A 25,805-nucleotide genomic window follows, 5' to 3' on the forward strand; every position below is an offset into this window, starting at 1 on the left:
AACCGAGATTCTCGATATTTATTGAGCCGAACCCAGTTGTACCCATGCTTGTTCGATTTCGGTTACAGCCTGATCTTTCGATTTGCTGCCGCCGATGTAGGCTTGCATAATTTCACCGAATTTTTGGTGGAACGTATCCAGCGAGTAGTTGATCGCCAGGTCGCCCGACGGTTCGGATTTCAGGATTTCGTTCATTTGCTTCGGCATATCCAGTTCCGGAAGCGGAGCGTCCTTGATCGGAGGAATGACTTTCGCTACCGTCGAGAACCAGTTCTTGCCGTATTCCGAAGTGTACAGCCAGTTGAAGAATTCGATCGTTTCATTGACCACGGCGGAATCCTTATTGATCCGCAGCGCTTGGTCCGCACCGGTGATGATCGTCGCTTGCTCCGGCTTGTCGCTCACCGGATACCCGGCGATTCCGATTTGGATGTCCGGGGTGATTTTCTTAATCGCTTCTTCATCCCATGCCCCTTTACCTACCATGATGGCGGCTTTGCCCGAGGCAAAATCACTGACTTGCGCATTGCTGTCGCGTTCAAGCGGTTTGTCGGTGCCATGTTTCACCGTCGTATCCACGAAGTTAAAGAAGTTGTTGTACAGAGCAGGGTAGTCCTTGATTTTGACATCCCCGGCGATAAAGCTGTTCACCAGATCTTGCGTCGATACGCCGGCATCCTGAGCGGCCGCATTCACGAAATGCTGGAATACGTGCTTCCAGACCCACCATTCTTTGTAGGCATTCGCAAACGGGGTGATGCCTTTCGCTTCCAGCTTGGCGATGGCATCGTCCAGCTCTGCCGTCGTTTTCGGGAACGTCGCTACTCCCGCATCATCCAATAGCTGCTTGTTGTAGATCAAGGAGAACAGGTTGCCCTTCACCGGCAAACCAAGCACTTTGCCGTCGGAAGAAGTCATATTGGCACGAACGGCATCGGTCATCGCTGCAGCCAGCGGCTGATCCGTCAAATCGGCGCTGTATTCGGCAAAGGTGTCGATGTCCCCGCCCGCCGTGGTTTGGAAGACGTCAGGGGTACTTCCCGCTGCAATTCTCGATTTCAAGACCGTGTTGTAGTCGGCCTGCATGATTTCCAGGTTGATGGTGACGTTGGGCTTCACTTTCTTATATTCGGCAATGTAGGCGTTAAACGCATCGGTATATTCCGGAGAAGCCGTGAACATGTTGATCGTGACCGGTTTGGAATTATCCGTTGCACCGCCGTTGCCGGCTCCTGCGTTGTTCGCTCCGTTATTCGCCGCGTTATTGTTCCCTCCGCATGCGGATAACAGACCCATGATCAGCACCAGGCTGAACGATAGGGCCAAGATTTTTTTCTTCATTTCGAACGCCCCCACTTTCTTTTGGTTGTTCTTTGCTATGCTCCCTATTGTAAAGAAAAGGGTCGAGTGAAAAAATGTAGATATGTGGTGAGTTAAGGGTAAAAAAGTGGAATCCTCCCGCGAGTTCACTTTTTAGCCCCTTCCTCCTGCTGCTGGCGGTATTCGGACGGCGACAGCGCATAGTAATTCCGGAACGCCTTACTGAAATAGTTTTTGTCCTTATAACCCAGCATTTCTGATATCTCCTGGATTTTGAGCGACGAATCGTCAAGCAGCTCTTTGGCCTTGTCCATCCGCACCTTCTGCACATATTCGTGGATGCCGCAACCATATTGTTGCTTAAACAGCTTCATCAAATACTCCCGGCTGAGAAAATACTTCTCCGTAAACATCGAGATTTTGATGTCCTCAAAATAATGATGGTCGATGTAATCCTTGATATCCTCGACGCTGAACGGCCGACCTGCCGCCATCGAGCGGCGAACCTGCTCGTGATAATACTCCGTCAATTCGAGCAGCCGCGCTTCGAGTTGTTCAAACGAGGCGTAATCCGTGTGCAGCCCCAGCGCCTGCAGCGAACGATCCCCCCCGGAGGCGGGAAGCTTGTCCGCCGGAACGCCAAGCTCGGAGGCGGTATCGTTCATCAGCACAACGATTTCCCGCAGCAAGCGGTCGGCCGCGCCGATACTGAAGAAGCCGGAAGCCTTGATGCTCTTGGCGAACTCGGCCATAACCGATCGGGCATGGTTCAAATTGCCCGCCTCCAGCGCCCCCCGCAAGATCGGCATGCGGCTGGAGAAGGAGAAGTTCTCCTTGATCGCCGGCTTGTCCGCCTCCCCAATGACGGCGGCTCCTTTGAGCTTCAGCAGATCGATGGCCTGAACGTTGGCAACCGCCTCTTCATAGGAAACGGCGAGGTCCAGCACATCCTCACCATACCGGCCGATCCCCCCGACCGCCAGCACACCGAACAAATCGCTCAACGTCGTTACGGCTTTTCGTACCAACTCCCCCGTGCGGAAGGCAATTTCCTTCGGGTAACCGCCCTGTGCCGTGTACACCGCAATCATCTCCCGCTCCTGCTTCGGATTGGCAAAGCTGAAGCATTGCAGGTGATCCACGCCGACATCATTAACCACGTTGGCTACGGCGAAATAGAGCAGTTCCCGGTCCCGATTGAACCGGCTGTCCCGCACGGCTTCCATGTTCATGATCCGCAGGACGAACACGCCGAACCGGTGATTGGGTTCATCCGCGCCGATCAGCGGCAGAAACGCCTGATTGCTCTGCTTTTTGAAGCTGCGCTCCATAATAGAGAGATAGATTTTCTCTTTCAATTTCGGAAGCGATAGATTAAACGCAATGTTCCGCGTGATCGATTCACTCTGGCTCTGACGCTTGGCGTTCAGCACATCGACGGCCTTGCGTAGCGCCTGGTTCAAGTCTTGCCGGTTGACCGGCTTCAACAGGTAATCCACCACTCGGGCATGAATCGCCTGGCGGGTGAATTCGAAGTCATTATACCCGCTGATGACGATCGTCAGCAGCTCGGGATACTCCTGCTCCACGATCCGCAAGAATTCAACCCCGTTCAGCTCGGGCATCTTCATATCGACCATCACGATATCCGGCTTGTGCTGCTCCAGCATCGCCAGCCCCGCCTTGCCGTCCGTTGCTTCCCAGATTTCATCGACCTCAAGATCCTGCCAATTTCCCAATATTCGAATCGCTTCGCGAAGCGGTTCTTCGTCGTCGATGATCAATACTTTATACATGACTGCTGCCTCCCCGCGGTATCAACATACGCATCTCCGTGCCGCTCCCATCGCTTTGGATGCTGAGCTCGGCTTCCTCCCCATAGAGCAGCTTCAGGCGGGTATACAGGTTTTTGAGGCCGATATTCTCCCCTTCCTGCTCCTCCCATTCCTGGCGAAACGAAGCCTCAATCTGCTCCATGCGCTCCGGGGAAATCCCCGGGCCGTTGTCCGAAACGGAAATCGCGGCATGGGTGTCCCCCAGCTCGGCGTGAATGCGAATGGAGATGCCGTTCGACACTTTCTCCAGCCCGTGTTTGATGGAGTTTTCGACCAGGGACTGAATGGACAGCTTGGGAATTTGCAGCTCCTTGAGGGCCTCCTCCCATTCGACCGTTACCTGCAGACGGCTGCCAAACCGGGCTTTCTGCAGCGCCAGATAACGTTCGATATGCCGCAGTTCCTCCCTAGCGTGTACGATGTCTTTTCCACTTATGCAATATCTCAGCGTCAGCGCCAAGGCATCCACCATATCCGCCACCTCGTCGTCCCCGCTCTTCAGCGCCTTGGTCGAAATCGCCTGCAGCGCGTTATACAGAAAATGCGGGTTAATCTCGGCCTCCAGCGCTTTGAGAATGGCATTCTTCTCAACCAGCTTCATCTTGTAGCGCTCGTTGATCAAATCGTTCGTCCGCCGCACCATCCGATTGAAATGCCGGGATAAATAAGCGATTTCGTCCCGGCCCTTCACCGGAATCTCCGCATCAAACGTCCCTTCGCTAAAGCGGCGCATCTGCAGAGACAGATCCTTGAGCGGGCTTGTAATTTTATTGGAGAACAAGGTGACCAGCACTAACGAGATCAGCAGAAAAATCAAACCGATCAAATACCCCAGATTCCGCGTCGCTTTGGCGGCGGCATAAATATTGCTGTACGGAATCGGTTTGACCAGCTTCCAGCCCCCGTTCGCTTCAATGTTATAAATGATCAGATAACGTTCCCCCGCTTCGTCCGTCCAGGTCAGCGGCTTCATCGACGCATCCTCTCCAAGCCGGGCAAGCCATGACGCCTTGCCTACCTGATCCAGAAAGGCAGGGTCGTCCACATGGAAAGGGACGTTGTCCGGATCCAGATACAGCAGATGCTCGCCGTTCTCGAACGGGACATCTTTCAGGATCTGGTCTTTCGCCGTCGGCTTTAAATAGAAGGAAATGACGGCTTTCGGTTCGCGCGTGACCAGGGAACGCAAGACCCGGTGATACCCCATAAAGGTGGGCTCCTCTTTCATGACATAACCCGATTTCGCCCCGGGCACGATAAACGATTGATAAGACCGGTTATGACGGCTCTCCATGGCCTGCTTGTACCACGGCTGATCCGGGATCCCCTCCTGGTAGCTCGCCCGGATCGTTACGTTATAAGCTTCACGCGTGATGGCGTAATATTTGTGCTGGTCGATCAAGTACAGATAAATGCTCTCCAGGTCGTTTCGCGAATAAAACAGCCCGCGCAGGTAATCCTCCAGGTACATTTTCGCCGCATAGTCCGACTCTTCGTTGATAATCGCCTGCAGGATGTCCTCATAATGAATCAGCGGCAGGGACAGCTGTTCGACACCGGCCAGGTAGTCTTCCAGCTTCTGATTAATCAGCTTCAGGTTGTTTGTCGTGCTGGCCATGCTGTGGTTCACGGATTCCCGCTCCAGCATCTGATAAGAAATGACCGTCAGAAGACCAACCACCAGAATAATTATGGTTGTAAACAACAAAATAAGCTTATTGACCAGTCGGCGCGAAACCCGGTCAGTAAGCGTCGTTAACGTGTTTAAGATGCGGTTGAACATAACTCCTCATTTCTAGTACGCCGGGGAAAAAAGCGAGTTCACCTTTTTACCCTTAACTGTTTTCTTAAATCCATTTTGGCAGCAAAATCGCTGATTTATAATCATTATAGCCGAAAAAGCCAAGGTGTGCAGGGAACCGGCATCACCCGATCTTTTACCAATACGCCATGAAAACGAGGTGCCATTATGTTCAAACTAGGGAGAAAACGGGGCGAGCGATTGGAGTTTGGCCTATTCACGCTGCCGATTCTGATCTCCATTATCGCGGTCTTCTATTATCCGTTTGTCATGACCATACGTTATTCCCTGACCAAATGGAACGGGATCTCCAAACATCCGAAATTTATCGGACTCGACAATTTCAAGCAAATCTTTATGGGCGACGCGAACTTCTCGCATGCCGCCTGGTTTACGATCAAATACGCGATCCTTTATATCGTGCTGATCAACGTGCTGGCGATTTTGCTGGCGCTGGTGCTCGATATGAAGCTGAAGACGACAACCTGGCTGAGAGCCGCCTTCTTCATCCCTTACATCCTCAGCTTAGTCATCGTAGGTTTTATCTGGAAGTTCATCTTCATGCAAGGCTTCGAATCGCTTGGTGCCAGCACCGGCTGGGGAGTATTCGCCTTAAGCTGGCTGGGTGAACCCGGACTCGCCTTCATTTCGGTGTTGTTCGTATCCATCTGGCAGTCGATCGGATTTTATATGGTGATTTACATCGCGGGGCTGCAATCCGTACCGGACGACTTGAAGGAAGCGGCCACGGTAGACGGTGCCGGTCCATTTCGCCGATTCTTTAACGTGACGTTGCCCTTGCTGGCTCCGTCGATTACGATTTCCGTCTTTATGGCGCTGACCAACTCGATCAAGGTGTTTGACGTGATCTTGTCCTTGACCGGCGGCGGCCCCGGCGGCACGACTTACAGCGTGGCTTACGACATCTACCGCGACACGTTCCAGAACAACCTGTACGGCTATGGTACGGCCAAAGCGTTGATCCTGTTCGTAGCGGTGCTGATTATTACGGTGATTCAGCTCACCATCTTCAAACGCAGGGAGGTTGAGGCGTAATGAAAAAAAATACGGCCGGACGCATCATTCTAGAAATCGTGATGGTGCTCCTCTCCATCCTGTTCCTGTATCCGTTGTTCTTGACCATTATCAACTCGCTGAAGAGCTTCTCCGAGGTCATGACCGACGTGATCGCCTTGCCGAAGAAATTGACTTTCGAAAACTACAGCTATGTTTGGGAGTTCATCAACTACCCGCGGCTGTTCCTGAATAATGCCATTGTGACGATCCTCGGCTTGGCCGGGATCGTCCTGATCTCGTCCATCGCGGCGTATAAGCTGGCCCGCACCAAATCCAGAGCCAGCTCGATCATTTACTTCATCTGCATCATGCCGATGCTGATTCCGTTTCAATCGATCATGCTGACCGTCTTGCAGATGGCGAAGAACTTTCATCTCTCCGACAGCACCTGGGGACTTGGCATTTTGTACTGGGGCTTCGGCGCTCCGCTCGCCCTGTTCATCTACCACGGCTTCGTCAAGGGGATTCCGAAGGAAATCGACGAAAGCGCCACGATCGACGGCGCCTCCGGCTTCCGGCTGTTCTTCAGCGTGATCTTCCCGCTGCTGAAATCGGTCACTACCACGATCATCATCATCGACGTGATGTGGATCTGGAACGACTTCCTGCTCCCGCTGCTCATGGTGAACGGCTCGCCGGCCACCAAGACGCTGACGCTGGCCGCGTACACCTTCGTCGGCCAATACACGTCCGATTGGCAATACGCGATGACCGCTATGGTGATGGCCGTACTGCCTTCGATTATCGTCTTTATCTTCCTGCAAAAATACATCGTCAAAGGCGTTGTCGCCGGCGCGGTGAAAGGTTGAATAAAAAAGAGGGTGTCCCCAAAGCGGTTTTGGGGACACCCTCTTTATGCTATGCAATACTGTAACTTCTGGCAGCCACATTGTCGTTACTTTGGTCATCCATGCGTCAGTCCCTAATCGGGTTCTTCATGCCATGGTGTCCCTCATACTGCCTTTGCACGATTATCCCTCTCGCTCAGGGGGGCCAGAGCCAGGGCCAAGGCCAGGGAGCTGGAGTGAGACGAACTTTTGTCCATTTCTCGGCTACCTGATCAAAGGGAATAATCATGCAAAGGCTCGCTTCAGACCTATTATGACGGAATTCCCAGGCCCGGATAGACGAATCGAAGCTTAATCCAGCTCCTTATAAATAAAGTAATCAAAATCGGCTGGCTTGCGCATCCCGCTGAGGTCCTGGGCGCATACGCCGAGGAAGGTGCCGGTGAAACGCACTTTCTCCGCCGGATCGTCGGACAGGTGGCTGACGTCCACCGCCTCGCCGACGGCTTGCCAAGTCTCCCCGTCGAGGCTGTAAGAGAAACGCGCCCACTCGCGATCGATGCCGACGCGCAGCCAACAGCGCGATGCGCCATCGATCGAGATGTCTTCGTCCAGCAGTTCGTCGTAAACGCCGTTTTTCGTCTGAATGAGGTTCAGGCTTTTACCCTTCGTTTCATCGCGGGAAATCCGCAAATAGACATGATCATTCGTATCGTAAAATACGGTCAAGCCGGCCATCTGCTGGAACGTCTCCGGCTCGAACTCTACCGCGGTCTCCGCCAGGCAACGGAACGACTGCTGCCGCCGGGCCACCAGGCTTTGGCGGAACAGCGAGTTCATCGACTCGCGGCCATACAGCCGCAGGAAGCCGGGACGCTCGCGCAGCGTCAGCCAGTCCTCCGTTGGCGGAACGCGCAGCGTACTCCAATGGACGCCCAACTCGCCGCCGTCGAAGTCGTCCCGCTCCGGCTCCGGCTCGAACGGATGAGGCGGCAGCGCGGGGGCGGCCACCTCAACCTGCGGCTCATTGCCGCCGGTCTCCAGCCGGAACCAGCCGTCATCGGTCCATCTACCGCGCTGAATCGCCGTTTCTCGGCCAAGCGTGCAGTAGATATCCTTCGTCGGCCGTCCAGTCAAGTGCACCATGTACCACTCGCCCGTTTGCGTCTCGACCAGCGAGGCATGTCCCGCCTTTTGCAGCGCCAGGTGCGGTTTGCCCGAGGAGGTCAGAATCGGGTTGGTCGGGTCGACCTCGTACGGTCCGTCGATCGTCCGCGACCGGGCCATCGTGACCGCATGATCGTAATAGGTGCCGCCTTCCGCCGTGAGAAGGTAGTAATAGCCGTTTCTTTTATATAAATGCGGACCTTCGGTTAACCTAAGCTCTGTACCCGTAAAAATATTTTTGACCGGACCAACCAATTTCCGTTGTTGAGAATCGTATTCCTGAAGCACGATCCCGGCGAAATGATTTTTCCCTTTCCGGTGATCCCACAGCATGTTGACCAACCATTTGCGCCCGTCCTCGTCGTGGAACAGAGAGGGATCAAAGCCGCTGCTGTTCAAGTAGATCGGCTCCGACCAGGGCCCGTGAATATCGGAGGCCGTGACCAAATAGTTGGGAGTGTCCTTGAATGCGCCATGACGGCTTTTGACATCGGTATAAATCAAGTAGAACACACCGTTATCATAGCTGAGGCAAGGAGCCCAAACTCCGCAGGAGCCGGGATTGCCCAGCATGTCGAGCTGCGAAACCCGCGTTAACGGATGACCGATCAGCTGCCAGTGAACGAGGTCCCGGGAATGATGGATCTGCACGCCCGGGAACCATTCAAAGGTAGAGGTGGCGATATAGTAGTCGTCCCCGACCCGCAAAATTGAGGGGTCCGGGTTAAAGCCGCGCAAGATCGGATTAATGATCATCAAACGTACGCTCATATTTTTTCCCTCCCGTTTGAAACTGTTATCGAATTGATTATTGTTTTTCGCTCATTTGTTTAAAATTCGATTATAATAGAAATTAGGCTTTAATTTCTATTTATGCCTAAGGAGGCTTGATGATATGCCCGAACCACGGACATCCCACGATTCATCCCGTTTATCTCATATTCCCGTGTCGATTCTCGACCTGGCGCCGATCACTGCCGGCGGCACCGCCACCGAGTCGCTGAGCAACACGCTGGATCTCGCCCGGCACGCGGAGGGCTGGGGTTATCACCGCTATTGGCTCGCGGAGCACCACGGCATGCCCGGCATCGCCAGCTCAGCGACCTCGGTCGTGATCGGCCACGTCGCCGGCGGCACGAAGAAGATCCGCGTCGGCTCCGGCGGCATCATGCTGCCGAACCATGCGCCGCTCGTCATCGCCGAGCAGTTCGGCACATTGGAGTCGCTGTACCCGGGGCGGATCGATCTCGGCCTCGGCCGGGCTCCCGGCTCTGACCCGCTGACCTCGCATGCGCTGCGGCGCGGGCCGGGCAGCGACGGGCAGGATTTCCCGGAGCGGCTTGCGGAGCTGCGGAATTATTTCCAGCCCGTCTCCGGTTCCTCCATGCGCGTGCGGGCGATTCCCGGCGAAGGCCTGCATATCCCGATCTGGCTGCTCGGCTCCAGCGGCTTCAGCGCGCAGCTGTCCGCCCAGCTCGGTCTGCCGTTCGCCTTCGCCAGCCATTTCGCGCCGGATTACCTGCTTCCGGCGCTCGATCTGTACCGCACGCACTTCCGCCCGTCGGAGGAGCTGTCGAAGCCTTACGCGATGATCGGCGTGAACGTGATCATCGCCGATACCGATGAGGAAGCCCGCCGCCTGGCGACCTCCCAGCTGCAGCAGTTCCTCAACCTGATCCGCCGGCGCACGGCGCAGCTCAGCCCGCCAGTTGACCTGCTGGACTGGACGCCGCAGGAGCAGGCCCTGGTCGAACGCCAGCTTAGCTATGCGGCGATCGGTTCGCCGGAGACGGTGCGGAACCGGTTGGAGCAGTTGCTGACGGAGACCGAAGCGGATGAAATCATCGTCGCTGCGCAGGTCTACGACCATCAGGCCCGCTTGCGTTCTTACGAGCTGTTGGCGGAGTTGTTCGGGGGACCACGTTCCCTGTAACCCGACGGACACCTCTTTCCTACGCATCGGCTTGCAGGCCATCCGCCTGCAAGCCTTTTTGATTTTTCAGTCCCGTATCCTCTTGCACGAAGGGGCTTGGCTCTGCGAACCTCGTAGGTGAGGGGGAGTGTGTGTATGGTGCGTAAGGGGAGCGATCCTGTTGACCCGTGCGAATTGTTGCATTTACTGCAGCATTTTGAGGCGATTCCAGCAGGTACAGGCCAAAATGATGCAATTTGTACAACAATTTTGCTGGAACTTGCGAAGAATGCCGCAAAATGTTGCAGTTTTTACAACACTCTTCGAGTTGGACCCGGTTAGCATCGTATAAAGCTGCAGTTTTTGCAACATTGTCGGGATCGGCCGCGAACCAAACTAACTAACTAACTATCTATCTATCTCGGTTTGGATCTCGGCGCGCCCCTAACTTGACCCTCGCTCGCCCCCTCATCACCACCGCTTTCCCTAAGCCGCATTAAACCTCGCCCTGCGGCATCCAGATCCGAAAGTTCCCGCTAAGTGCCAGCAGCGCGAACAGATAGAGGCAATTGTCGTAATAGCGGCGCTTGCCGGTTCGCACCGGCGTGTTCCAGAACAGCTCGACGCTCGCTTGAGCCCGCGGGCCTTCAGCCGCCAGCGAGGCCATCGCATTGGTAGCGAGCAAGCCGACCGGATGCAGCGCCGGTTCATCGAACGGTTCGCCCGATATCGTGTAGCGGCGATAATTATCCGGCTTCTTGTCGGCGAAGAACGCCTGGATTTTGCCCGCCGTCTCCCGCTGCCAAGGATCTGCGGCGAACCACTCCCAATCGAGGCCCAGATTCGCGGCCACCCGATAAGCGTCACTGTAAAAGTGGCCGAACCCCCGCTCGTTATTGGGCGTCCCATCGTAATAGGCATACTCCGGCGCCAGCCCCGTAACCGGATGACAGGCGAGGTGCAGATAATGACGGCTCGCTTCAGCCGCCTCCTTCCAGAAGGGCCGATCCTCAGGATACGCCCACAACGCAAACAGCTCGTAGAAATGCGGCAGATGGTAGGAAGGATCGGAAAATTCACAGTTCGGGATAAACTTGATCAGCTTGTTGTCCGGATTCCACATCGGATAACCGGCCCCGTCTTCTCCCTTATGCAGACAAGTGCGCAGCAAGTCCCGCGCCTGGGTGCCGTAGTTGAACGGAGCCTCCCGGTCGCCCCAGCGATGGGAAGCGAACAGCAAAGCCAGCGCGAAATACTCCTCGCCGTCCGGCGCCGGCCCGTTCGACAGACGCTTGCCGTCCGGCGCGCAGGACCAGGCGAAATACCCGGCATTCTCCCCTTCGGTCATGTACATATGGGTCATTGTCCATTTCCAAAGACGGTCGAACACATCCTGGCGGCCGTACTGGACGGCCATCATCATCCCGTAAGACATGCCCTCCGTTCGCACGTCCAGATTCCCCGTATCCAACATGTAGCCCTTATCCTCGCCGGAAGGGTAATAAATGCGCGTCTCCTCGTCCCCTTCAAATAACAGCTTCCACGTTTCGTCCAGCCGGCACCGGATCGCTTCGTCCCCATAACCGTATTCCGCCAACAGATTCCGATATTTCCCGGTATAATAAGCTCCTTGGTGTTCTCTCATCGTCTAGCCGCCTCCTCCCGCCTCAGCTTGTATTGTTGTGCCATCCTCGTAAACGTAACACGCCCCCCGCAGGGATTCCATGTGCATTTCGCGCTTTTATTTATCCAAATCGAGCTCAACTGCCGCATGAATGTATACGCATTCAAACGGATGCGGAAAACGATGATTTTTTGCTTGCAAACCCCGCAGTTCCATACTACCATACAAGTATGGTAGATAAACAAAATGAGCAAGAATTGGCTACAACCAGAAAACAACGCGAACAAGAGTAAAGGAGGTGACGCAATGAGCGACAGATGGCTGACTCAGTCCGGTTCGGCGGGGAACACGGTGTATGCCAAGCTGAAGGAGCAGATCGTCACGCTGGAGCTGCCGCCGGGAACGACTCTTTCCGAAAAAGAGATGTCCCTGGCCTTTCAAGTCAGCCGCACTCCGGTTCGGGAAAGCTTCGTGCGGCTGGCGCAGGAAGGCTTGGTGGTCGTCTTGCCGCAGCGCGGCACGCGGGTATCGCTGATCGACCCCGAGCTCGTGGAGGAAGCGCGGTTTATGCGGGAACAACTGGAACGCGCCGTGATCCGGCTCGCCTGCGAACGGTTCCCGGAGGAAGCGCTGGCCGCGCTGGCCGACAATCTGGCCCGCCAGCAGGACAGCATCCGCCGGCACGACAACCACGCGATGTTTGCGCTGGACGAAGAGTTCCATCGCATTCTGTTCGCCGGCTGCCGCAAGCAGGGGACCTGGGACGTCATCCAGCAGATGAACGCCCACCTCAACCGGACGCGGGTACTGTGGCTGACGACCGATCCGCACTGGGAGAATCTTTACGAACAGCATCGGGCGATGCATGAAGCGATCGTCACTCACGACGCCAACCGGGCCGACGGGCTGATGAGGGAGCATTTGCAGCTCAGCATCTCCAATTTGCCGGTGCTGCAGGAGCGGTATCCGGATTATTTCAAGCAAGGTGAATTTACTTCGTAAATAACAAGGTAGGCGGTGAAGGGATGCGTATGACATTTCGCTGGTTCGGCGAAGGCAATGATACGGTGACGCTGGATCAGATCAAGCAAATCCCCGGGGTGGAAGGCCTTGTATGGTCGCTGCACGACGTACCCGCGGGGGAAGAATGGCCGATGGACAAAATCGAGGAGGTGAAACGGCAAGCGGACCGCTACGGCTTCCACCTGGATGTCGTGGAAAGCATCAATGTGCATGAAGAGATCAAGCTCGGCTGGCCAACACGCGACCGATATATCGAAAATTACAAGCGAACGATCGAGAAAGTCGCCAAGGTTGGCGTCAAGGTCATCTGCTACAACTTCATGCCGATCTTCGACTGGCTGCGCACCGATTTGCATAAGGCGTCGGGGGACGGTTCGACGGCGTTATTTTATGAGAAAGCCCGCATTCACAATATCGATCCGTTCGAGCTGGTGAAGGTCATCAACCAAAACAGCGCGCTGACGATGCCCGGCTGGGAGCCGGAGCGGCTGGAACAATTAACCTCCCTGTTCGAGGCGTATCAGGGCGTGACGGAGGAGGATCTGTGGCGCAACCTGGAGTATTTCCTGAAGGAAATCGTTCCGGTAGCCGAGCAGCACGGGATTAAAATGGCGATTCACCCGGACGATCCGCCGTGGTCGATCTTCGGACTGCCGCGCATCATCACGAGTCAGCAGAACCTGCGCCGCTTCCTGAAGCTGGTCGACAGCCCTTCTAACGGAATCACATTATGCAGCGGGTCGCTTGGCGCCAATCCGGACAACGATATCCTCGCAATGATCCATGAATTCCATGACCGGATTCCGTTTGCTCATATCCGCAATGTGCGCGTATTCGACAACGGTGATTTTATGGAGACGTCGCATCGAACCCAGGACGGTACCGTCGACATCGCCGGCATCGTCAAAGCGTATTATGACACTGGTTTCACGGGGTATGCCCGTCCCGACCACGGCCGCCATATCTGGGGCGAGGAGTGCCGTCCGGGGTACGGCCTGTACGACCGGGCGCTCGGCATCATGTATCTGTGGGGCTTGTGGGACGCTTATGTCAAGCAGGCCGGCCAGTTAGACTGAACTATACCAACGTTGAAAAAAGGAGTGGATCAACCGATGAGCAACTTGCCAGTACATCCCGCATTGGCCGGCAAAACCGCCGTCATTACCGGCGGAGCCGGGGTCCTCTGCCGGGCGATGGCCCTTGAGCTGGGCCGCCAGGGAGCGAAGGTGGCGATCCTCAACCGTACGCTCGCCAAGGGCGAAGCTGTGGCGGACCAAATTCGCGCTGACGGCGGCACGGCGGCGGCATTCGCCTGCGACGTGACGGACGCCGAAAGTGTTAAGGCGGCGGAGGCCGCCGTTCGGGAGCTTTGGGGCCCATGCGATATTCTGGTCAACGGAGCCGGCGGCAACCATGCCAGCGCGAATACGACGAATGAAATTTTTCAGCCGGAAGATGTCGCCAATCCCGAGGTCACCAGTTTCTTTGACCTGAGCATCCTGAGGGTTCGCGGCGTTCTCGACTTAAACTTCACGGGGACGTTGATCCCAACGCAAATTTTTGCCAAAAAAATGATCGGACGTCCCGGCGCAACCATCCTCAACATCTCCTCCATGAGCTCTTATAGCCCGATGACGAAGGTTCCTGCGTACAGCGCGGCTAAGGCGGCGGTCAACAACCTGACGCAGTGGCTGGCCGTGCATCTGGCGGAATCCGGCATTCGCGTGAATTCGCTCGCGCCGGGATTTTTCCTGACCGAGCAGAACCGCAATTTGCTGACAAACCCGGACGGATCGCTAACCGAACGTTCGCATAAGATCATCACCCATACCCCGATGCGCCGCTTCGGCGTGCCGGAGGATTTGCTGGGGACGTTGCTGTGGCTGGCGGATGCCGAGACGTCCGGCTTCGTTACAGGCACCGTGATCCCGGTCGACGGCGGATTCATGGCTTATTCAGGAGTCTAAGCGGAGGCTCGCCTGATCTGGGAAAGTGGACACTAACGAGAGTAAAGTACGGAACCGAGTGGCTATTTTATAAGGAGATGAAGAACTCATGTCTAAATTTCAAGTCATCACTGAGATTCCCGTCCGGGAACAAGCCGTCGCTTTTACGTTTGATGACGGTCCCAATCCGCTGTACACTCCGCAGGTCCTGGAGATCTTCCGGGAGGTGCAAGGAAAGGCGACTTTCTTCATGATCGGCACGCAGATCGAGAAAGATATGGAAACCGCGAAAGCCGTCCATGCGCAAGGCCATGAGATCGGCAACCACTCCTATTCACACCCGCGCCTGCCCGAACTCAGCCCGGAGGAATGCCGAAGGGAAATGCAACTGACGGAGGAGCTGATCCGGCAGGTAACCGGGGCAAAACCCAAGGTCTACCGCCCGCCGTACATCGATACCACCGAGGAGGTGGCCGCCATCACCGCCGGTGAATTCGGTTATCCCGCAATCGGGGCGGTGAACGGCGCGGCGATGGACTGGGAAATGCCCGGAGTTGCGCACATCGTGGAAAAAACGCGGGAACAGGTTCGCCCCGGCAGCATCCTGCTGTTCCATGACGGCTTCAACGATCGTTCCCAGACCGTTGAAGCCGTGCGGATCCTGGCCGCTGAACTGACGGCCGCCGGGTATCGGCTGGTCACGGTCAGCGAGCTGTTTGCGTTGAGCGCTGCCGAAGCGTAAGACGCCCGACAAAAAGGCCAAAAGGGCCGCGCCAATTATGCGCTCCTTTTGGCCTTTTTTCTTCCAACGGCGGCTTGGCGGGAAACTGGCAACCGTTGAGGGTCCCCGGACCCTCATTAGTCATAGGCGTTCCCCCGCCACGGACAACGCCGGGCTGTCCGGCTCGGCCGCTTCCGTTACAACCGCCCGCCCCCCTTCTCTACGCCGCAGGGTCCCTTTTTGCGCAACATATAACATCAATCCGGTAAACACGACACCGCCCAGGAAGTTGCCGATCAAGACGGGAATCTGATTCCATACCCACCAGTCCGCCCAACTGACGTTCGCCCCGAGCAGCATCCCCGCCGGGATTACAAACATATTGACAACGGCATGCTCGAACCCCTGCGCGAAAAAAATCAAGATCGGCAGCCACATCGCTGCGATTTTGCCGATCGTCGACTTTGAGGTCATCGCCATCACCACGCCCAGCGTCACCATCCAGTTGCACAAAATCGCCTTGATGACCGCCAGTGCCAATCCACTGCCTCCCATATGCTTGTAGGCCAGCGTCTTCGCTTCACTCGTCTGAATCAACACCTGCACGAGCGGGTGTGTCAGGTCCGTGCCCATTTTCGTTATCGTCAGTCCATACAGGACGGCATACACAGCGCAGCCGATCAGATGCCCGAGAATCACCCAGCCGAAGCTGGTCAACATCCGCGCCCACGAGACGCGCCGCTCCAGCACCGCCAGCGGGATCAGCGCGAAGCTGCCGGTGACCAGCTCCAGGCCCAGCAAGACGATGATGACAAAACCCACCGGAAAAATCGCGGCCCCCACGATCCCCAGCGAGGTTTGCTGCGTCGCGGTGAACGCCAAGGTCGTGGCAAACGCAAGGATCGCCCCGCCCAAAAACCCTTTGACCAGCAGTTGCTGAATGCTGAGGCCAGCTTTATTTTCCCCCGTCTCGATCATATTTCCGAGCACTTCTCCGGGTTTGACGTAATCCATGGTTCATCCCCTCCTTATTAATGTACGGTGCGAACTCTAATCGCTACAGCGAAATATAGACAACCCCGGTCGCTTCATCCACTTCAGTCTCATAAACCGTGACCTCGCCATGATCGGGTTCCTGGACACGCCCGCTGTGGAGATGGATCTTCCAATCATGCAGGGGACAATGCACGTTCGAGCCGCATACCATCCCTTCCGAAAGCTTGCCGCCTTTGTGCGGACAGCGATTCTCGAGAGCGCGAACACGTCCGTCGCTGAGGCGGAAGATCGCAATCTCCCTCCCCTCGACCAGCACCGTCCGCGAGCCAAGCCGGTCAATATCGTCCAACCGGGCCACCTGAACTTTAGTAATCATGGTTACTCCCCTCCCAGAAAAGATTACGAATTTTGCAGCTGCACATCTTGCAGCGGTTCGAAGTTCTTGCGCAGTTCCTCATTTTCAATGATTTCCTTCCATGGATCGGTCGTCCGACTCAGCGTCTCTTCGATCCGCGCAGCCAGGGCCCGGCGTTCATCCGCATGTTCCAGCACGGCCTTGATCGCGTCCAGACCTACCCGTTCGATCCACTGCGCGGTGCGTTCGTTCCAGTTCGCCTGCTCGCGGTAATGCTGCAGGAACGCGGCCGTCCATTCGACGACCTCGTCTTCGGTTTTCACGACGCAGAGCAGCTCCGCTGCCCGCACCTTCACACCGCCGTTGCCGCCGACATGGATCTCCCAACCGCCATCGATCGCGACAACGCCGAGATCCTTAATCGTCGCTTCGGCACAGTTGCGCGGGCAGCCCGATACCGCCAGCTTGACTTTGCCCGGCGTGTTCAGGCGTTCGAACGTTTTCTCCAAGCGGATGCCCATCCCAATGGAATCCTGGGTGCCGAACCGGCAGAAGGTCGAGCCCACGCAGGTCTTCACCGTACGCAGCGCTTTGCCGTACGCATGGCCGGAGGCCATCCCCAGCTCCTCCCACATCTTCGGCAGATCCTCTTTCTTCACGCCGAGCAGGTCCAGCCGCTGTCCGCCGGTGAACTTCACCATAGGGACGTCATACTTCTCCGCAACCGCGGCGATCCGTTTGAGTTCAGCCGGGGAGGTGACCCCGCCGTAGATTCGGGGAACGACGGAGAAGGTCCCGTCCTTCTGGATGTTCGCATGGTACCGCTCGTTGGCGAAGCGGGATTCTTTCTCATCCACATATTCGGCCGGCCACAGCATCCCCAGGTAGTAGTTCAGCGCCGGGCGGCATTTGGAGCAGCCCTCCGGCTCGCGCCATTCCAGCACGTTCATGACCTCGCGCACACTCTTGAGCCCCATCTCCTTGATGCTGGCCACGATCTCCTCGCGGCCCAGCGGCGTGCAGCCGCAGATGCCCTCTTTCACAGCCTTGACATCGCCCTCTGCGTACAGATGCAGCAGCCCCTCCACCAGAGGCTTGCAGCCGCCGCAGGAGCCGGACGCTTTCGTGCACGCTTTGATCTCGCCTACGCTGGCGCAGCCGCCCTTCACCGCTTCGACGATGGTGCCTTTGGCGACGCCGTTGCAGCCGCAGATGATTTCATCGTCGGCCATCGCTGCCAGCCTGGCATTGGGGGAGGCTCCCGCTCCGGCCCCCGCTTGCCCCGGAGCATACCCGAGCAGCAGCTCCTTCTCCTTCCCGGCCACGGATTCGCCGCTTTTGATTTTGGCAAATAACGAAGGGCCGTCCGTCGTATCCCCGAACAACACCGCACCGATCAACCTGTCGTCCTGCAGCACGATTTTGCGGTACGTGCCTTCCAATTCGTCCTGGATGCGCAGCGAGCGCGTCCCTGGAGCATCTTTAAAATACCCGGCGGAAAAAACATCCACCCCCGAGACCTTCAACTTCGTCGAAGTCACGGAGCCCTCATACCCGGCTGTGGCTGCGCCTGCCAACCGTTTGGCCAGCACGCTGCCCTGTTCATAGAGCGGCGCTACCAGCCCGTAGGCAATGCCGCGATGCTCGGCGCATTCCCCGACGGCATAGACCCCCGGTGCACTTGTCTCCAGGTAGTCGTTCACGATGATGCCCCGCGCGACCTCCAACCCCGCTTCTGTCGCCAGCTCAATATTGGGCTTGATCCCGACGGCCATTACAACCAGGTCGGCTTCCAGGCGGCTGCCGTCTGCGAACTCCAGCCCCTCGGCTCGCCGTCCGCCGGTAATCCTGGCCGTTTGCTTCTGCAGCAGGAACTTCATCCCCTGCGTCTCCAGCTCGCGCTGCAGCATCCGCGACGCCGGTTCATCAAGCTGACGTTCCATCAAATAAGGATGAATGTGCACAACCGAGACGTCCATGCCGAGATGCAGCAAGCCGCGAGCCGCCTCCAGTCCCAGCAGGCCGCCGCCGATGACCGCGGCTTTCTTATATTGGCGCGAAGCCTCCATCATCCGCTCGCAATCTCGGATGTCGCGAAACCCGATTACGCCTTCCTTGCGTGCACCGGGAATCGGCAAGAGGAACGGGTTCGAACCCGTGGCGAGGATCAACGCATCGTAATCAGCCTCCACCCCGGATGCGGACACGACTTTGCGTTTCTTCGTATCGATTTGAACGACGGCATCGCCCAAATGCAGCCGGATCTTATTCTCCTCGTACCAAGCCAAATCATTGATAATGATCTCCTTCAGGTCCGCTCCACCCGCCAGCACCGAAGACAGCATAATGCGGTTGTAGTTCGGATGCGGCTCCGCGCCGAACACCGTTATGTCATACGCTTCCGGAGCCAGCTTCAGCACATGCTCCACCGTTCGCATCCCCGCCATGCCATTCCCGATCAGCAATGTGACATTTGTATTGATTTTTCAGAAAAAAGGCGAGAAAATACACTTATCATTTAAAAATTGAAATTTTATGTGAGGTTTTCTTTCCAATGCACCACCGCTTACTCTTGGAGAGTCCAATCCCTTTAGCGCTTTAATGTCAATGTCAAGCATGCTTGAATTTGGAACACACTGTTATGGATAGGAGGGAACACCTCTCGATGCGCTTCTTATTGGTCATTCGCGAAGCTGCTGCCCCCGGGACTGCCCCGGCAGATCCCCTGAAGACTTTGCCCTTGGCTGCACCCGAAACCCTCCTCAAAGCGAGCGGGTATCAGGTCCTTCTCTCCTGCCAGGAACCGCAAATCCGCAAGCGGATGAAGGAGGTCGACGCAGCGGTGCTGGATATGCCGATCGAGGGCATGCAGCGCTGGGGCGCGTTGCTCCTGCAGTGGAAGCCGCTCCCGCTCTTATGGTGGTGCAGCTCCGTCACTGCCGGCTCCTCGCTCGAAGCTTGCGAAACCGAGGTCCCCGTGGACGGCCTGCTCTTCCCCTCCATGACCGCAGCGGAGCTGCATTGGGCGCTGCAATTTGGCGCCAAGCATTTCTTTGAGCGCCGGACGTGGCTGGATGAACGGGCCCAACTGGTTTCCCGGTTGGAGGAACGCAAGTGGATCGACATGGCCAAGAGCATTTTGTGCGACATCAACAAAGTGTCCGAGGCCGAGGCATACGATCTGCTGCGCAAACGGGCGATGAACGAACGCAAACGGATGGTGGATGTCGCGACCTCCGTCGTCAAAGCCCACCAGCAATTGAAGTTTTGAGTAGCATCGGATTCCAATGATACCAATAAAGGAGGGGCCCTGATGACGATGACAGAAATTTTGAAGGAAGTAGGCCGAGGCAAAAGAGGCGCCCGCGACCTGACTTACGCGGAGGCGAGCGAAGCCGCCGAATGGATGATCGGAGGCCAAGCGACACCTGCACAGATCGGCGCCTTCTTCATGGCGCAGCGGATTAAGCTGGAGAGCGTGGAGGAGCTGAAGGCGTTCGTATCGGTCTTCCGGAAGCATGCCCATCGCTCCCCGATTCCGCAGGGACTGGATTGCGCCGGACCTTATGACGGCCGAACCACTTCCTTTATGGCAACGTTCGCCACCTCTTTCCTGCTGGCTGCAGGAGGGCTTCCCGTTACCCTGCACAGCACCTCGTCGCTTCCGCCCAAGTGGGGCGTGACTCTGACCGATTTGCTCGGCGAATTAGAGATTGACAGCCGGTTGATGGAATGGGCCCCAGCCGCTCGCCCGGCGGATTTTGCCGGGGTCCGGTTCGTACCGGCGGAGATCTGGTGCCCGCCACTAGCGAAGCTTCGTCCCATCCGCGAGGAGCTGGGCTTGCGCACGATCCTGAATACCATCGAGAAGCTGCTGGACTTCAGCGATTCGCCTTATTTGGTGTACGGGGTATACCATAACACGGTGTTCGACCGGATGGCCCAGCTGATCGAGCAGTTGGATTACCGCAGAGCGTTGATCGTGCAAGGGGCACAGGGCTCGGAGGACCTGTTTATCGATCGGCCGACGCGCACCTATGCGGTAGGCGGCGGCGAAGCCCGGCTGCACGTGATCGACCCGGAAACCTACGGGTTGGACACCCCGCTGCCGGAAGAAGATGATGCGGCCTGGACTGCGGCCAAGCAGCTGCGGGTTACCGAACAGGTGCTGCAGGGCCGCGCGCACCCGGCTTACGTGAATCAGGTGCTGCTGAACGGTGCGGTTCGCCTGGAGCTTGCCGGCCGCGTCGATTCCGTCGAGGAAGGCATCTATACCTGCAAAGCGCTGCTGGACGACGGCGGACCCTGGGCCACGTACTGCAGCTGGCGCGACATGCTGCGCCTGGAGCAAGCAGCCGCCGCAGAACGCGCACAAGCCCCCCACCAAGCCTGATTCCAGGCGGTGGGAGGCTTATTCGTTGCCGCGGTAACAAATAGCGGTAAATGTTCACCTTATTTCCGGGAAAAGCGCCAAAAGGATGGCCGCGACCGGCAAATAAGGGGATTACCACGCCGCACCTGACATCCCTGCGCGCCGTCAGAATCAATACGCCCCGCGGATATGCTTCGCCACTTCCTCTTGGTAGAAGAGGGCCAACCGCTTCAGCTCGTCTGCGCTGAACGAAGGCACGTCGATCGCGCCAAGGTTGTCCTCGACTTGACGCACGTTGCGGAAGCCGGGGATCACGCAGGTCACCTCCGGCTGGTCGAGAATCCAGCGCATCGCCGCACGGGCCATATCCCCGCGGCCTTCGGCGATCCAGCCCAGCTGCGCCGCCAGCTCGACGCCCTTGGCGAACGGCAGGCCCGCAAACGTCTCGCCGACGTTGAATTGCTCGCCGTTGGCGTTGAAGCTGCGATGATCGTCCGCGGCAAACGTGGTGTCCGGCTTGAACTTGCCGGTCAGCAGGCCGCTGGCCAGCGGAAGCCGAACCAGGATGCCGACGCCGGCTTCCTGCGCCTTCGGCAACAGCTGGGTCAATGGCTTCTGGCGGAACAGGTTCAGAATGACCTGCAGCGCTTTAACCCCGGGAACGCCCAGGCAGAACAAGCCTTCTTCCACCGTTTCCACACTGACGCCGTAATGGCGGATTTTGCCTTCCGCCTGCAGCTTGTCCAGCACCTCGAACACCCGGCCGTCCTGAAGCACGGACATTGGCGGGCAATGGATCTGGTACAGGTCGATGCGCTCGCGCTCCAGCCGTTTCAGGCTGGCTTCGCAGTACGCGCGGACCCGCGCTTCCGAATACGTCTCCAGGTCATGTATATCGCCGGCGCGGCAAAATTTCGTCGCGATATAGATGTCGTCTTCCTTCCCTTTGGTCGCTTGGGCCAGCAGCTGCTCCGCATGCCCGTCGCCGTACACGTCCGCCGTATCGAAGAAATTCACGCCTTCCCCGATCGCTTTATCCAAGCCCTTCAAGGCCTCATCATCATTCGTGTTGCCCCAGCTGCCGCCGATGGCCCAGGTCCCGAAGCTGACCTCGCTGACTTTCAATCCTGTATTTCCGAGCTCCCGATATTTCATCGGTCTTCCCTCCTCAAGGTTTGATCTGTCCAAGTGCCTATCCGGTTCTGCATGCTTCAAAAGAGGCCCTTCCAACCAGAAGGACCTCTTCCTATATTACACTGAAAATATCTGTTGAACAAAGCCTGACGGCATATGTCAAGCGGTTCGGATTTCCTTCTCTGCTTATCCAGCCTTTAACGAATCTTGAACCAATCGAAGCAAGCTGGAGCCGAACAAGGAGCCCCGTTGCCCGCCGCATATAAACCAACTACGACGCCGGTAAAACACATCTTGCGAACGTAATCCTCGGGGGACAAGGCAAGGGCGCTCTCCGAAGCCAGCTCGGTCCAATGCCGACCGTCCAGCGAATAATAAAGCGTATAAGCCCTTTCGTCCGAACGAATCTTCAAATGCACATGATCCGTAAATACCGGCACGATCACTGCAATTCGCGTCTCTCCGCGAACCGTCAACCGGGCAACGACCTTGTTCTGTCCCTCATCCCGTGTGAGATACACCTCATAATGGGCCGCCTCATCGCGCCGGGCACACAGACCGGCCTCCTCGCCGTGTTGAATGCCCTTGAATTGCACCAGCGTGCTCCATTCCGCCTGGACCCGCTGCTGCCTTCTCCCGACGAAGGCGACGGGGGCCACGTCATTTAAGCCCGCAGCTTGCCCGCGCAAGGACAGCCATCCCGGGCGCTCGTCCAGCGACCAGCTGCCTTCCGCCGGATTGCGAAGGAACGTCCAGGCCGGGGACAGCGAATCCCCATCGAAATCATCCCTCTCCGCCAATGAAAGGACCTCAGCTCCAGCCTCAGCCCCCACGCCCGCCCCTGGGACCCGAGGTATGCTCATTTGGAGCTGTACGAGGCCTTCGTTGTTGTCGATCATCGGCCAGCCGTCCTCGTTCCAGGTCACCGGGGCAAGGAACGTTTCCCGGCCCAACACGCTGTAGCCGGAGCCAACCAGCCGAACACCGAGAAAGACCGCCCACCAATCGCCATTGGGGTCCTCGATCAAATCGGCATGCCCCAAATATTGAATCGGGTGCTCGATGTTCCGGTGGGTTAAAATCGGCTCTGCATAGAGCTCGAACGGGCCGTACGGACCGGGCCCCCGGCCAATGATCTCCCGATGATCCTTGGCGGTGCCGCCCGAAGCCGTCATGATGTAATACATCCCGCGAATCTTGTACAAATGCGGCCCTTCCGTCCAGGGCCCGCCGTCGCCCCGCCAGATCACCACCGGTTCACTTAACGCCTGGCCGGTCGCAATATCAATTTCGTATTGGATGGCATGAGAATCGTAGTCCGCCCCCTGCTGCGCAGTCACATAGACCTTCCCGTCCTCGTCGAAGAACAGGGACGGATCGATGCCGCCATACGGAATCGGGATCGGATCGGACCAAGGGCCTGCCGGATCGGTTGCCGTTACGTAAAAATTGCCGATCCCCCGCACGTCGGTTGTAATCATGTAGAACACGCCGTCGTGATAACGGATCGTGGGCGCGTAGATGCCGTCCGAGCTTAATCGATCCCGAAGATCGAGTTGACTTGGTCGGTCCAGCACATGCCCGATCTGCTCCCAATGGATCAAATCCCGGCTGTGGAAGATCGGCACGCCGGGGAAATATTCAAACGAACTGTTTACTAAATAAAAATCATCCCCGGCCCGAGTGATGCTCGGGTCGGGGTAAAATCCGGGTAGAATCGGATTGGTGTATGATACCGGGGGTTTCATCATTATTCTTTGACACTCCCAACGTTAAGACCTACAACGAAATATTTCTGCATGAACGGATACACCAGCAGGATCGGAACGGAAGCCACAACAGTCACCGCCGCCCGAATGGACAACGGAGTAACCATAGAAGCTGAATCCCGGGTGATACCGGCGCCGTTGGCGACAGCCGGATTGCTGTTGGCGTTCATGCTGGAGGACAGCAATTTCATCAACTCATATTGCAGGGTGCTCAGTTCCTGCCTCGAGGATGTGTACAGAAAGGCGTCGAACCAGGAGTTCCAGGCCCCAACGGCAACGAACAAGGCGATTGTAGCCAATACCGGCTTGCACAGCGGGAATATGATCGACCAGAAGATCTTGAAATCGCCTGCGCCGTCAATTCTCGCCGACTCCACCAAGCTTTCGGAAATCGTGCCGATATACGTCCGAATGACGATCAAGTTAAATGCGCTGATCATCGACGGGACCACGTATACCCAGAACGTGTTGATTAAATGCAAGTCCTTCATCAGGAAGTATCCCGGAATCAAACCGGCGTTAAAGTACATCGTCAGTACGAAGATAAACGTAATCGGCTTGCGGAATACGTATTCCCGCCGACTGAGCGTGTAAGCGAGCATCGTCGTCAGGAAGATGTTCAGGATCGTAGACAACACGGTTCGTGCCACCGAGATCAGAAAAGCGTCATAGATCGTCCCGGAGACGAAGATCGCCTTGTAGTTCTGCAGCGTGAATTGTCTCGGCCAGAGGTACAGCCCGCCGCGGATAGTATCGTTACCGGCGTTAAACGAAACGACGATCGTATTTAAAAAAGGATATAACGTCACGACTACGAGAAAAATCATGAATATCGTATTGACGGTATTAAACAAAATCGGCTCCAGCTTGCCTCTTCCGATCCGACTCCGCACAGCGGCAGCTGGTACTCGCTCTGGGCTGATCGATTGGTTTGCCATCTCTATAACAGCCTCTCTTCCCCTAGTCGTTTGGCCATCCAGTTCGCGAAGAGCAGCATGGTTACGCTAACGACCGTTTTGAATATACCGCCGGCTGTGGCCAGTGAGTAGTTACCTTGGGCAATCCCGTATTTCAGCACGAAGATATCGATCGTTTCCGCCCAATCGACGACCAGACCGTTGCCGAGCAGGTATTGCACCTCGAAGCCGGCCTCCAGAATATGGCCGATGGACATGATCAGCAAAATGACGATCGTCGGCTTAATCCCGGGAAGCGTGACATGGAGCATTTTCCGATAACGGCTGGCCCCGTCGATATCCGCAGCTTCATAGAGCGCCGGATCGATCGCGGCCATCGCCGCCAAGTAAATGATCGTGTTCCAGCCAACCTCTTTCCAAACGTGGGAGGCGCCAACAACGCCCCAGAAGTATTTGCCTTCACTCAGCCAGAGAATCGGCTCCTTAATCAGATGTAGCCGCATCAATACATCATTGACGATTCCATCTGAAGCGAGCGAAGTGGCTACGATTCCGGTAACGATGATCCAGGACAAGAAATGCGGAAGATAAGAGATCGTTTGAACGGTTCTTTTCCAGAAAATCTTCTTGATTTCATTCAGCAGCAAGGCCAGAGCAATCGCGGTTACAAAGCCCAGCACCAGGTTGATGATACTCATCCCCAGCGTATTGCGCAGCACCCGAAGGAAACTGTCGTCCGTAAACAGAAACTTGAACTGCTTGAAGCCCACCCACTCCTGCTGACCAAAGCTTCTTGCCGGCTTGTAATTTTGGAACGCCATCGTCCAGCCCCACACCGGGACATAAGCAAATAATATGATATAAGCCAATAACGGGACCGACATAAAAATCAACTGTCGCTGACTTTTGATGAGGGACCAGGTTATCTGCTGTTTTTTCCGTTTTTTCGCTTTCGGGACGATTGTTTCGTTCGTTAAGGTCTCATCCATATTTGTTCTCCCCACAAAGCCTATGATTTCGAAGAATGGAAGGCTTAGCGCCTTCCATT

The 25,805-nt window shown here is 56.6% G+C and carries 21 protein-coding genes; 9 read left to right on the plus strand and 12 right to left on the minus strand.

Annotated elements, in window-relative coordinates:
• Window positions 1–18 precede the first annotated feature (18 nt).
• The 3 genes from BN3795_RS06870 to BN3795_RS06880 all read right to left on the minus strand — a co-directional run bounded on the left by BN3795_RS06870 (window position 19) and on the right by BN3795_RS06880 (window position 4,938).
• Window positions 19–1,341, minus strand: coding sequence for an ABC transporter substrate-binding protein (locus BN3795_RS06870; protein ID WP_068783954.1), 1,323 nt, complete (start codon window positions 1,339–1,341; stop codon window positions 19–21).
• Window positions 1,342–1,466: 125 nt separating this feature from the next.
• Window positions 1,467–3,116 carry a response regulator transcription factor gene (locus tag BN3795_RS06875; RefSeq protein WP_068783955.1) on the minus strand — a complete coding sequence of 550 codons (1,650 nt, stop codon included), beginning with the start codon at window positions 3,114–3,116 and terminating at the stop codon, window positions 1,467–1,469.
• Complete coding sequence (locus BN3795_RS06880; RefSeq protein WP_068783956.1) at window positions 3,109–4,938, minus strand: sensor histidine kinase; 1,830 nt, start codon at window positions 4,936–4,938, stop codon at window positions 3,109–3,111. The genes BN3795_RS06875 and BN3795_RS06880 overlap by 8 nt, the downstream gene beginning before the upstream one ends.
• Window positions 4,939–5,124: 186 nt before the next feature.
• Here BN3795_RS06880 and BN3795_RS06885 point away from each other — a divergent pair, with 186 nt between their 5' ends.
• The gene (locus BN3795_RS06885) at window positions 5,125–6,012 is read left to right on the plus strand and encodes a carbohydrate ABC transporter permease (protein WP_068783957.1); all 888 of its coding nucleotides are present in this window, start codon (window positions 5,125–5,127) and stop codon (window positions 6,010–6,012) included.
• A complete protein-coding gene (locus BN3795_RS06890; RefSeq protein ID WP_068783958.1) occupies window positions 6,012–6,842 on the plus strand; it encodes a carbohydrate ABC transporter permease in 831 nt (276 codons plus the stop codon). The genes BN3795_RS06885 and BN3795_RS06890 overlap by 1 nt, the downstream gene beginning before the upstream one ends.
• A gap of 330 nt (window positions 6,843–7,172) precedes the next feature.
• Here the strand turns inward: BN3795_RS06890 and BN3795_RS06895 are convergent, their stop codons facing one another.
• Window positions 7,173–8,759 carry a glycoside hydrolase family 43 protein gene (locus tag BN3795_RS06895; RefSeq protein WP_110945058.1) on the minus strand — a complete coding sequence of 529 codons (1,587 nt, stop codon included), beginning with the start codon at window positions 8,757–8,759 and terminating at the stop codon, window positions 7,173–7,175.
• A 124-nt stretch (window positions 8,760–8,883) separates the two neighbouring features.
• Here BN3795_RS06895 and BN3795_RS06900 point away from each other — a divergent pair, with 124 nt between their 5' ends.
• Complete coding sequence (locus BN3795_RS06900) at window positions 8,884–9,921, plus strand: LLM class flavin-dependent oxidoreductase (protein WP_068783959.1); 1,038 nt, start codon at window positions 8,884–8,886, stop codon at window positions 9,919–9,921.
• A gap of 475 nt (window positions 9,922–10,396) precedes the next feature.
• Here BN3795_RS06900 and BN3795_RS06905 read toward each other — a convergent pair whose 3' ends face one another.
• A complete protein-coding gene (locus BN3795_RS06905; protein WP_068783960.1) occupies window positions 10,397–11,545 on the minus strand; it encodes a glycosyl hydrolase family 8 in 1,149 nt (382 codons plus the stop codon).
• 285 nt (window positions 11,546–11,830) lie between these two features.
• Between BN3795_RS06905 and BN3795_RS06910 the strand changes: the two genes are divergently transcribed.
• From BN3795_RS06910 to BN3795_RS06925, 4 genes are all read left to right on the plus strand, one after another.
• Window positions 11,831–12,526, plus strand: a complete 696-nt coding sequence (locus BN3795_RS06910; RefSeq protein ID WP_068783961.1) for a GntR family transcriptional regulator — start codon at window positions 11,831–11,833, stop codon at window positions 12,524–12,526.
• 23 nt (window positions 12,527–12,549) lie between these two features.
• Window positions 12,550–13,623, plus strand: coding sequence for a mannonate dehydratase (uxuA, locus tag BN3795_RS06915; protein ID WP_068783962.1), 1,074 nt, complete (start codon window positions 12,550–12,552; stop codon window positions 13,621–13,623).
• Window positions 13,624–13,659: 36 nt separating this feature from the next.
• Window positions 13,660–14,514: an SDR family oxidoreductase gene (locus tag BN3795_RS06920; RefSeq protein ID WP_068783963.1), complete on the plus strand. Its 855-nt coding sequence runs from the start codon at window positions 13,660–13,662 to the stop codon at window positions 14,512–14,514.
• An 88-nt stretch (window positions 14,515–14,602) separates the two neighbouring features.
• Window positions 14,603–15,235: a polysaccharide deacetylase family protein gene (locus tag BN3795_RS06925; RefSeq protein WP_068783964.1), complete on the plus strand. Its 633-nt coding sequence runs from the start codon at window positions 14,603–14,605 to the stop codon at window positions 15,233–15,235.
• 120 nt (window positions 15,236–15,355) lie between these two features.
• Here BN3795_RS06925 and BN3795_RS06930 read toward each other — a convergent pair whose 3' ends face one another.
• Genes BN3795_RS06930 through nirB form a run of 3 tightly spaced genes read right to left on the minus strand, consistent with a single transcriptional unit; the run spans window position 15,356 to window position 19,048 of the window.
• Complete coding sequence (locus BN3795_RS06930) at window positions 15,356–16,228, minus strand: formate/nitrite transporter family protein (protein WP_068783965.1); 873 nt, start codon at window positions 16,226–16,228, stop codon at window positions 15,356–15,358.
• Window positions 16,229–16,271: 43 nt separating this feature from the next.
• Window positions 16,272–16,586, minus strand: a complete 315-nt coding sequence (gene nirD, locus BN3795_RS06935; RefSeq protein WP_110945059.1) for a nitrite reductase small subunit NirD — start codon at window positions 16,584–16,586, stop codon at window positions 16,272–16,274.
• Window positions 16,587–16,609: 23 nt separating this feature from the next.
• Window positions 16,610–19,048 (minus strand): nitrite reductase large subunit NirB, encoded by a 2,439-nt coding sequence (gene nirB, locus BN3795_RS06940; protein WP_332835593.1) that lies wholly within the window; start codon window positions 19,046–19,048, stop codon window positions 16,610–16,612.
• Between the two features lie 182 nt (window positions 19,049–19,230).
• On the opposite strand from nirB, the gene BN3795_RS06945 reads away from it, so the two are divergent.
• The gene (locus BN3795_RS06945) at window positions 19,231–19,836 is read left to right on the plus strand and encodes an ANTAR domain-containing response regulator (protein WP_068783967.1); all 606 of its coding nucleotides are present in this window, start codon (window positions 19,231–19,233) and stop codon (window positions 19,834–19,836) included.
• A gap of 42 nt (window positions 19,837–19,878) precedes the next feature.
• A complete protein-coding gene (locus tag BN3795_RS06950) occupies window positions 19,879–20,958 on the plus strand; it encodes an anthranilate phosphoribosyltransferase (protein WP_068783968.1) in 1,080 nt (359 codons plus the stop codon).
• Between the two features lie 150 nt (window positions 20,959–21,108).
• Here BN3795_RS06950 and BN3795_RS06955 read toward each other — a convergent pair whose 3' ends face one another.
• From BN3795_RS06955 to BN3795_RS06970, 4 genes are all read right to left on the minus strand, one after another.
• Window positions 21,109–22,092 carry an aldo/keto reductase gene (locus tag BN3795_RS06955; RefSeq protein ID WP_068783969.1) on the minus strand — a complete coding sequence of 328 codons (984 nt, stop codon included), beginning with the start codon at window positions 22,090–22,092 and terminating at the stop codon, window positions 21,109–21,111.
• A 176-nt stretch (window positions 22,093–22,268) separates the two neighbouring features.
• Entirely contained in the window at window positions 22,269–23,822 is a 1,554-nt protein-coding gene (locus BN3795_RS06960) for a glycoside hydrolase family 43 protein (protein ID WP_068783970.1), read from the minus strand.
• Window positions 23,822–24,778: a carbohydrate ABC transporter permease gene (locus tag BN3795_RS06965; protein ID WP_110945060.1), complete on the minus strand. Its 957-nt coding sequence runs from the start codon at window positions 24,776–24,778 to the stop codon at window positions 23,822–23,824. Before BN3795_RS06965 ends, BN3795_RS06960 begins: the two co-directional genes overlap by 1 nt.
• 2 nt (window positions 24,779–24,780) lie before the next feature.
• Window positions 24,781–25,746, minus strand: coding sequence for an ABC transporter permease (locus BN3795_RS06970; protein ID WP_068783971.1), 966 nt, complete (start codon window positions 25,744–25,746; stop codon window positions 24,781–24,783).
• Window positions 25,747–25,805: the final 59 nt, after the last annotated feature.

It is taken from the genome of Paenibacillus phocaeensis (assembly GCF_900021165.1).
GTDB classification, from domain to species: Bacteria; Bacillota; Bacilli; order Paenibacillales; family Paenibacillaceae; genus Fontibacillus; species Fontibacillus phocaensis.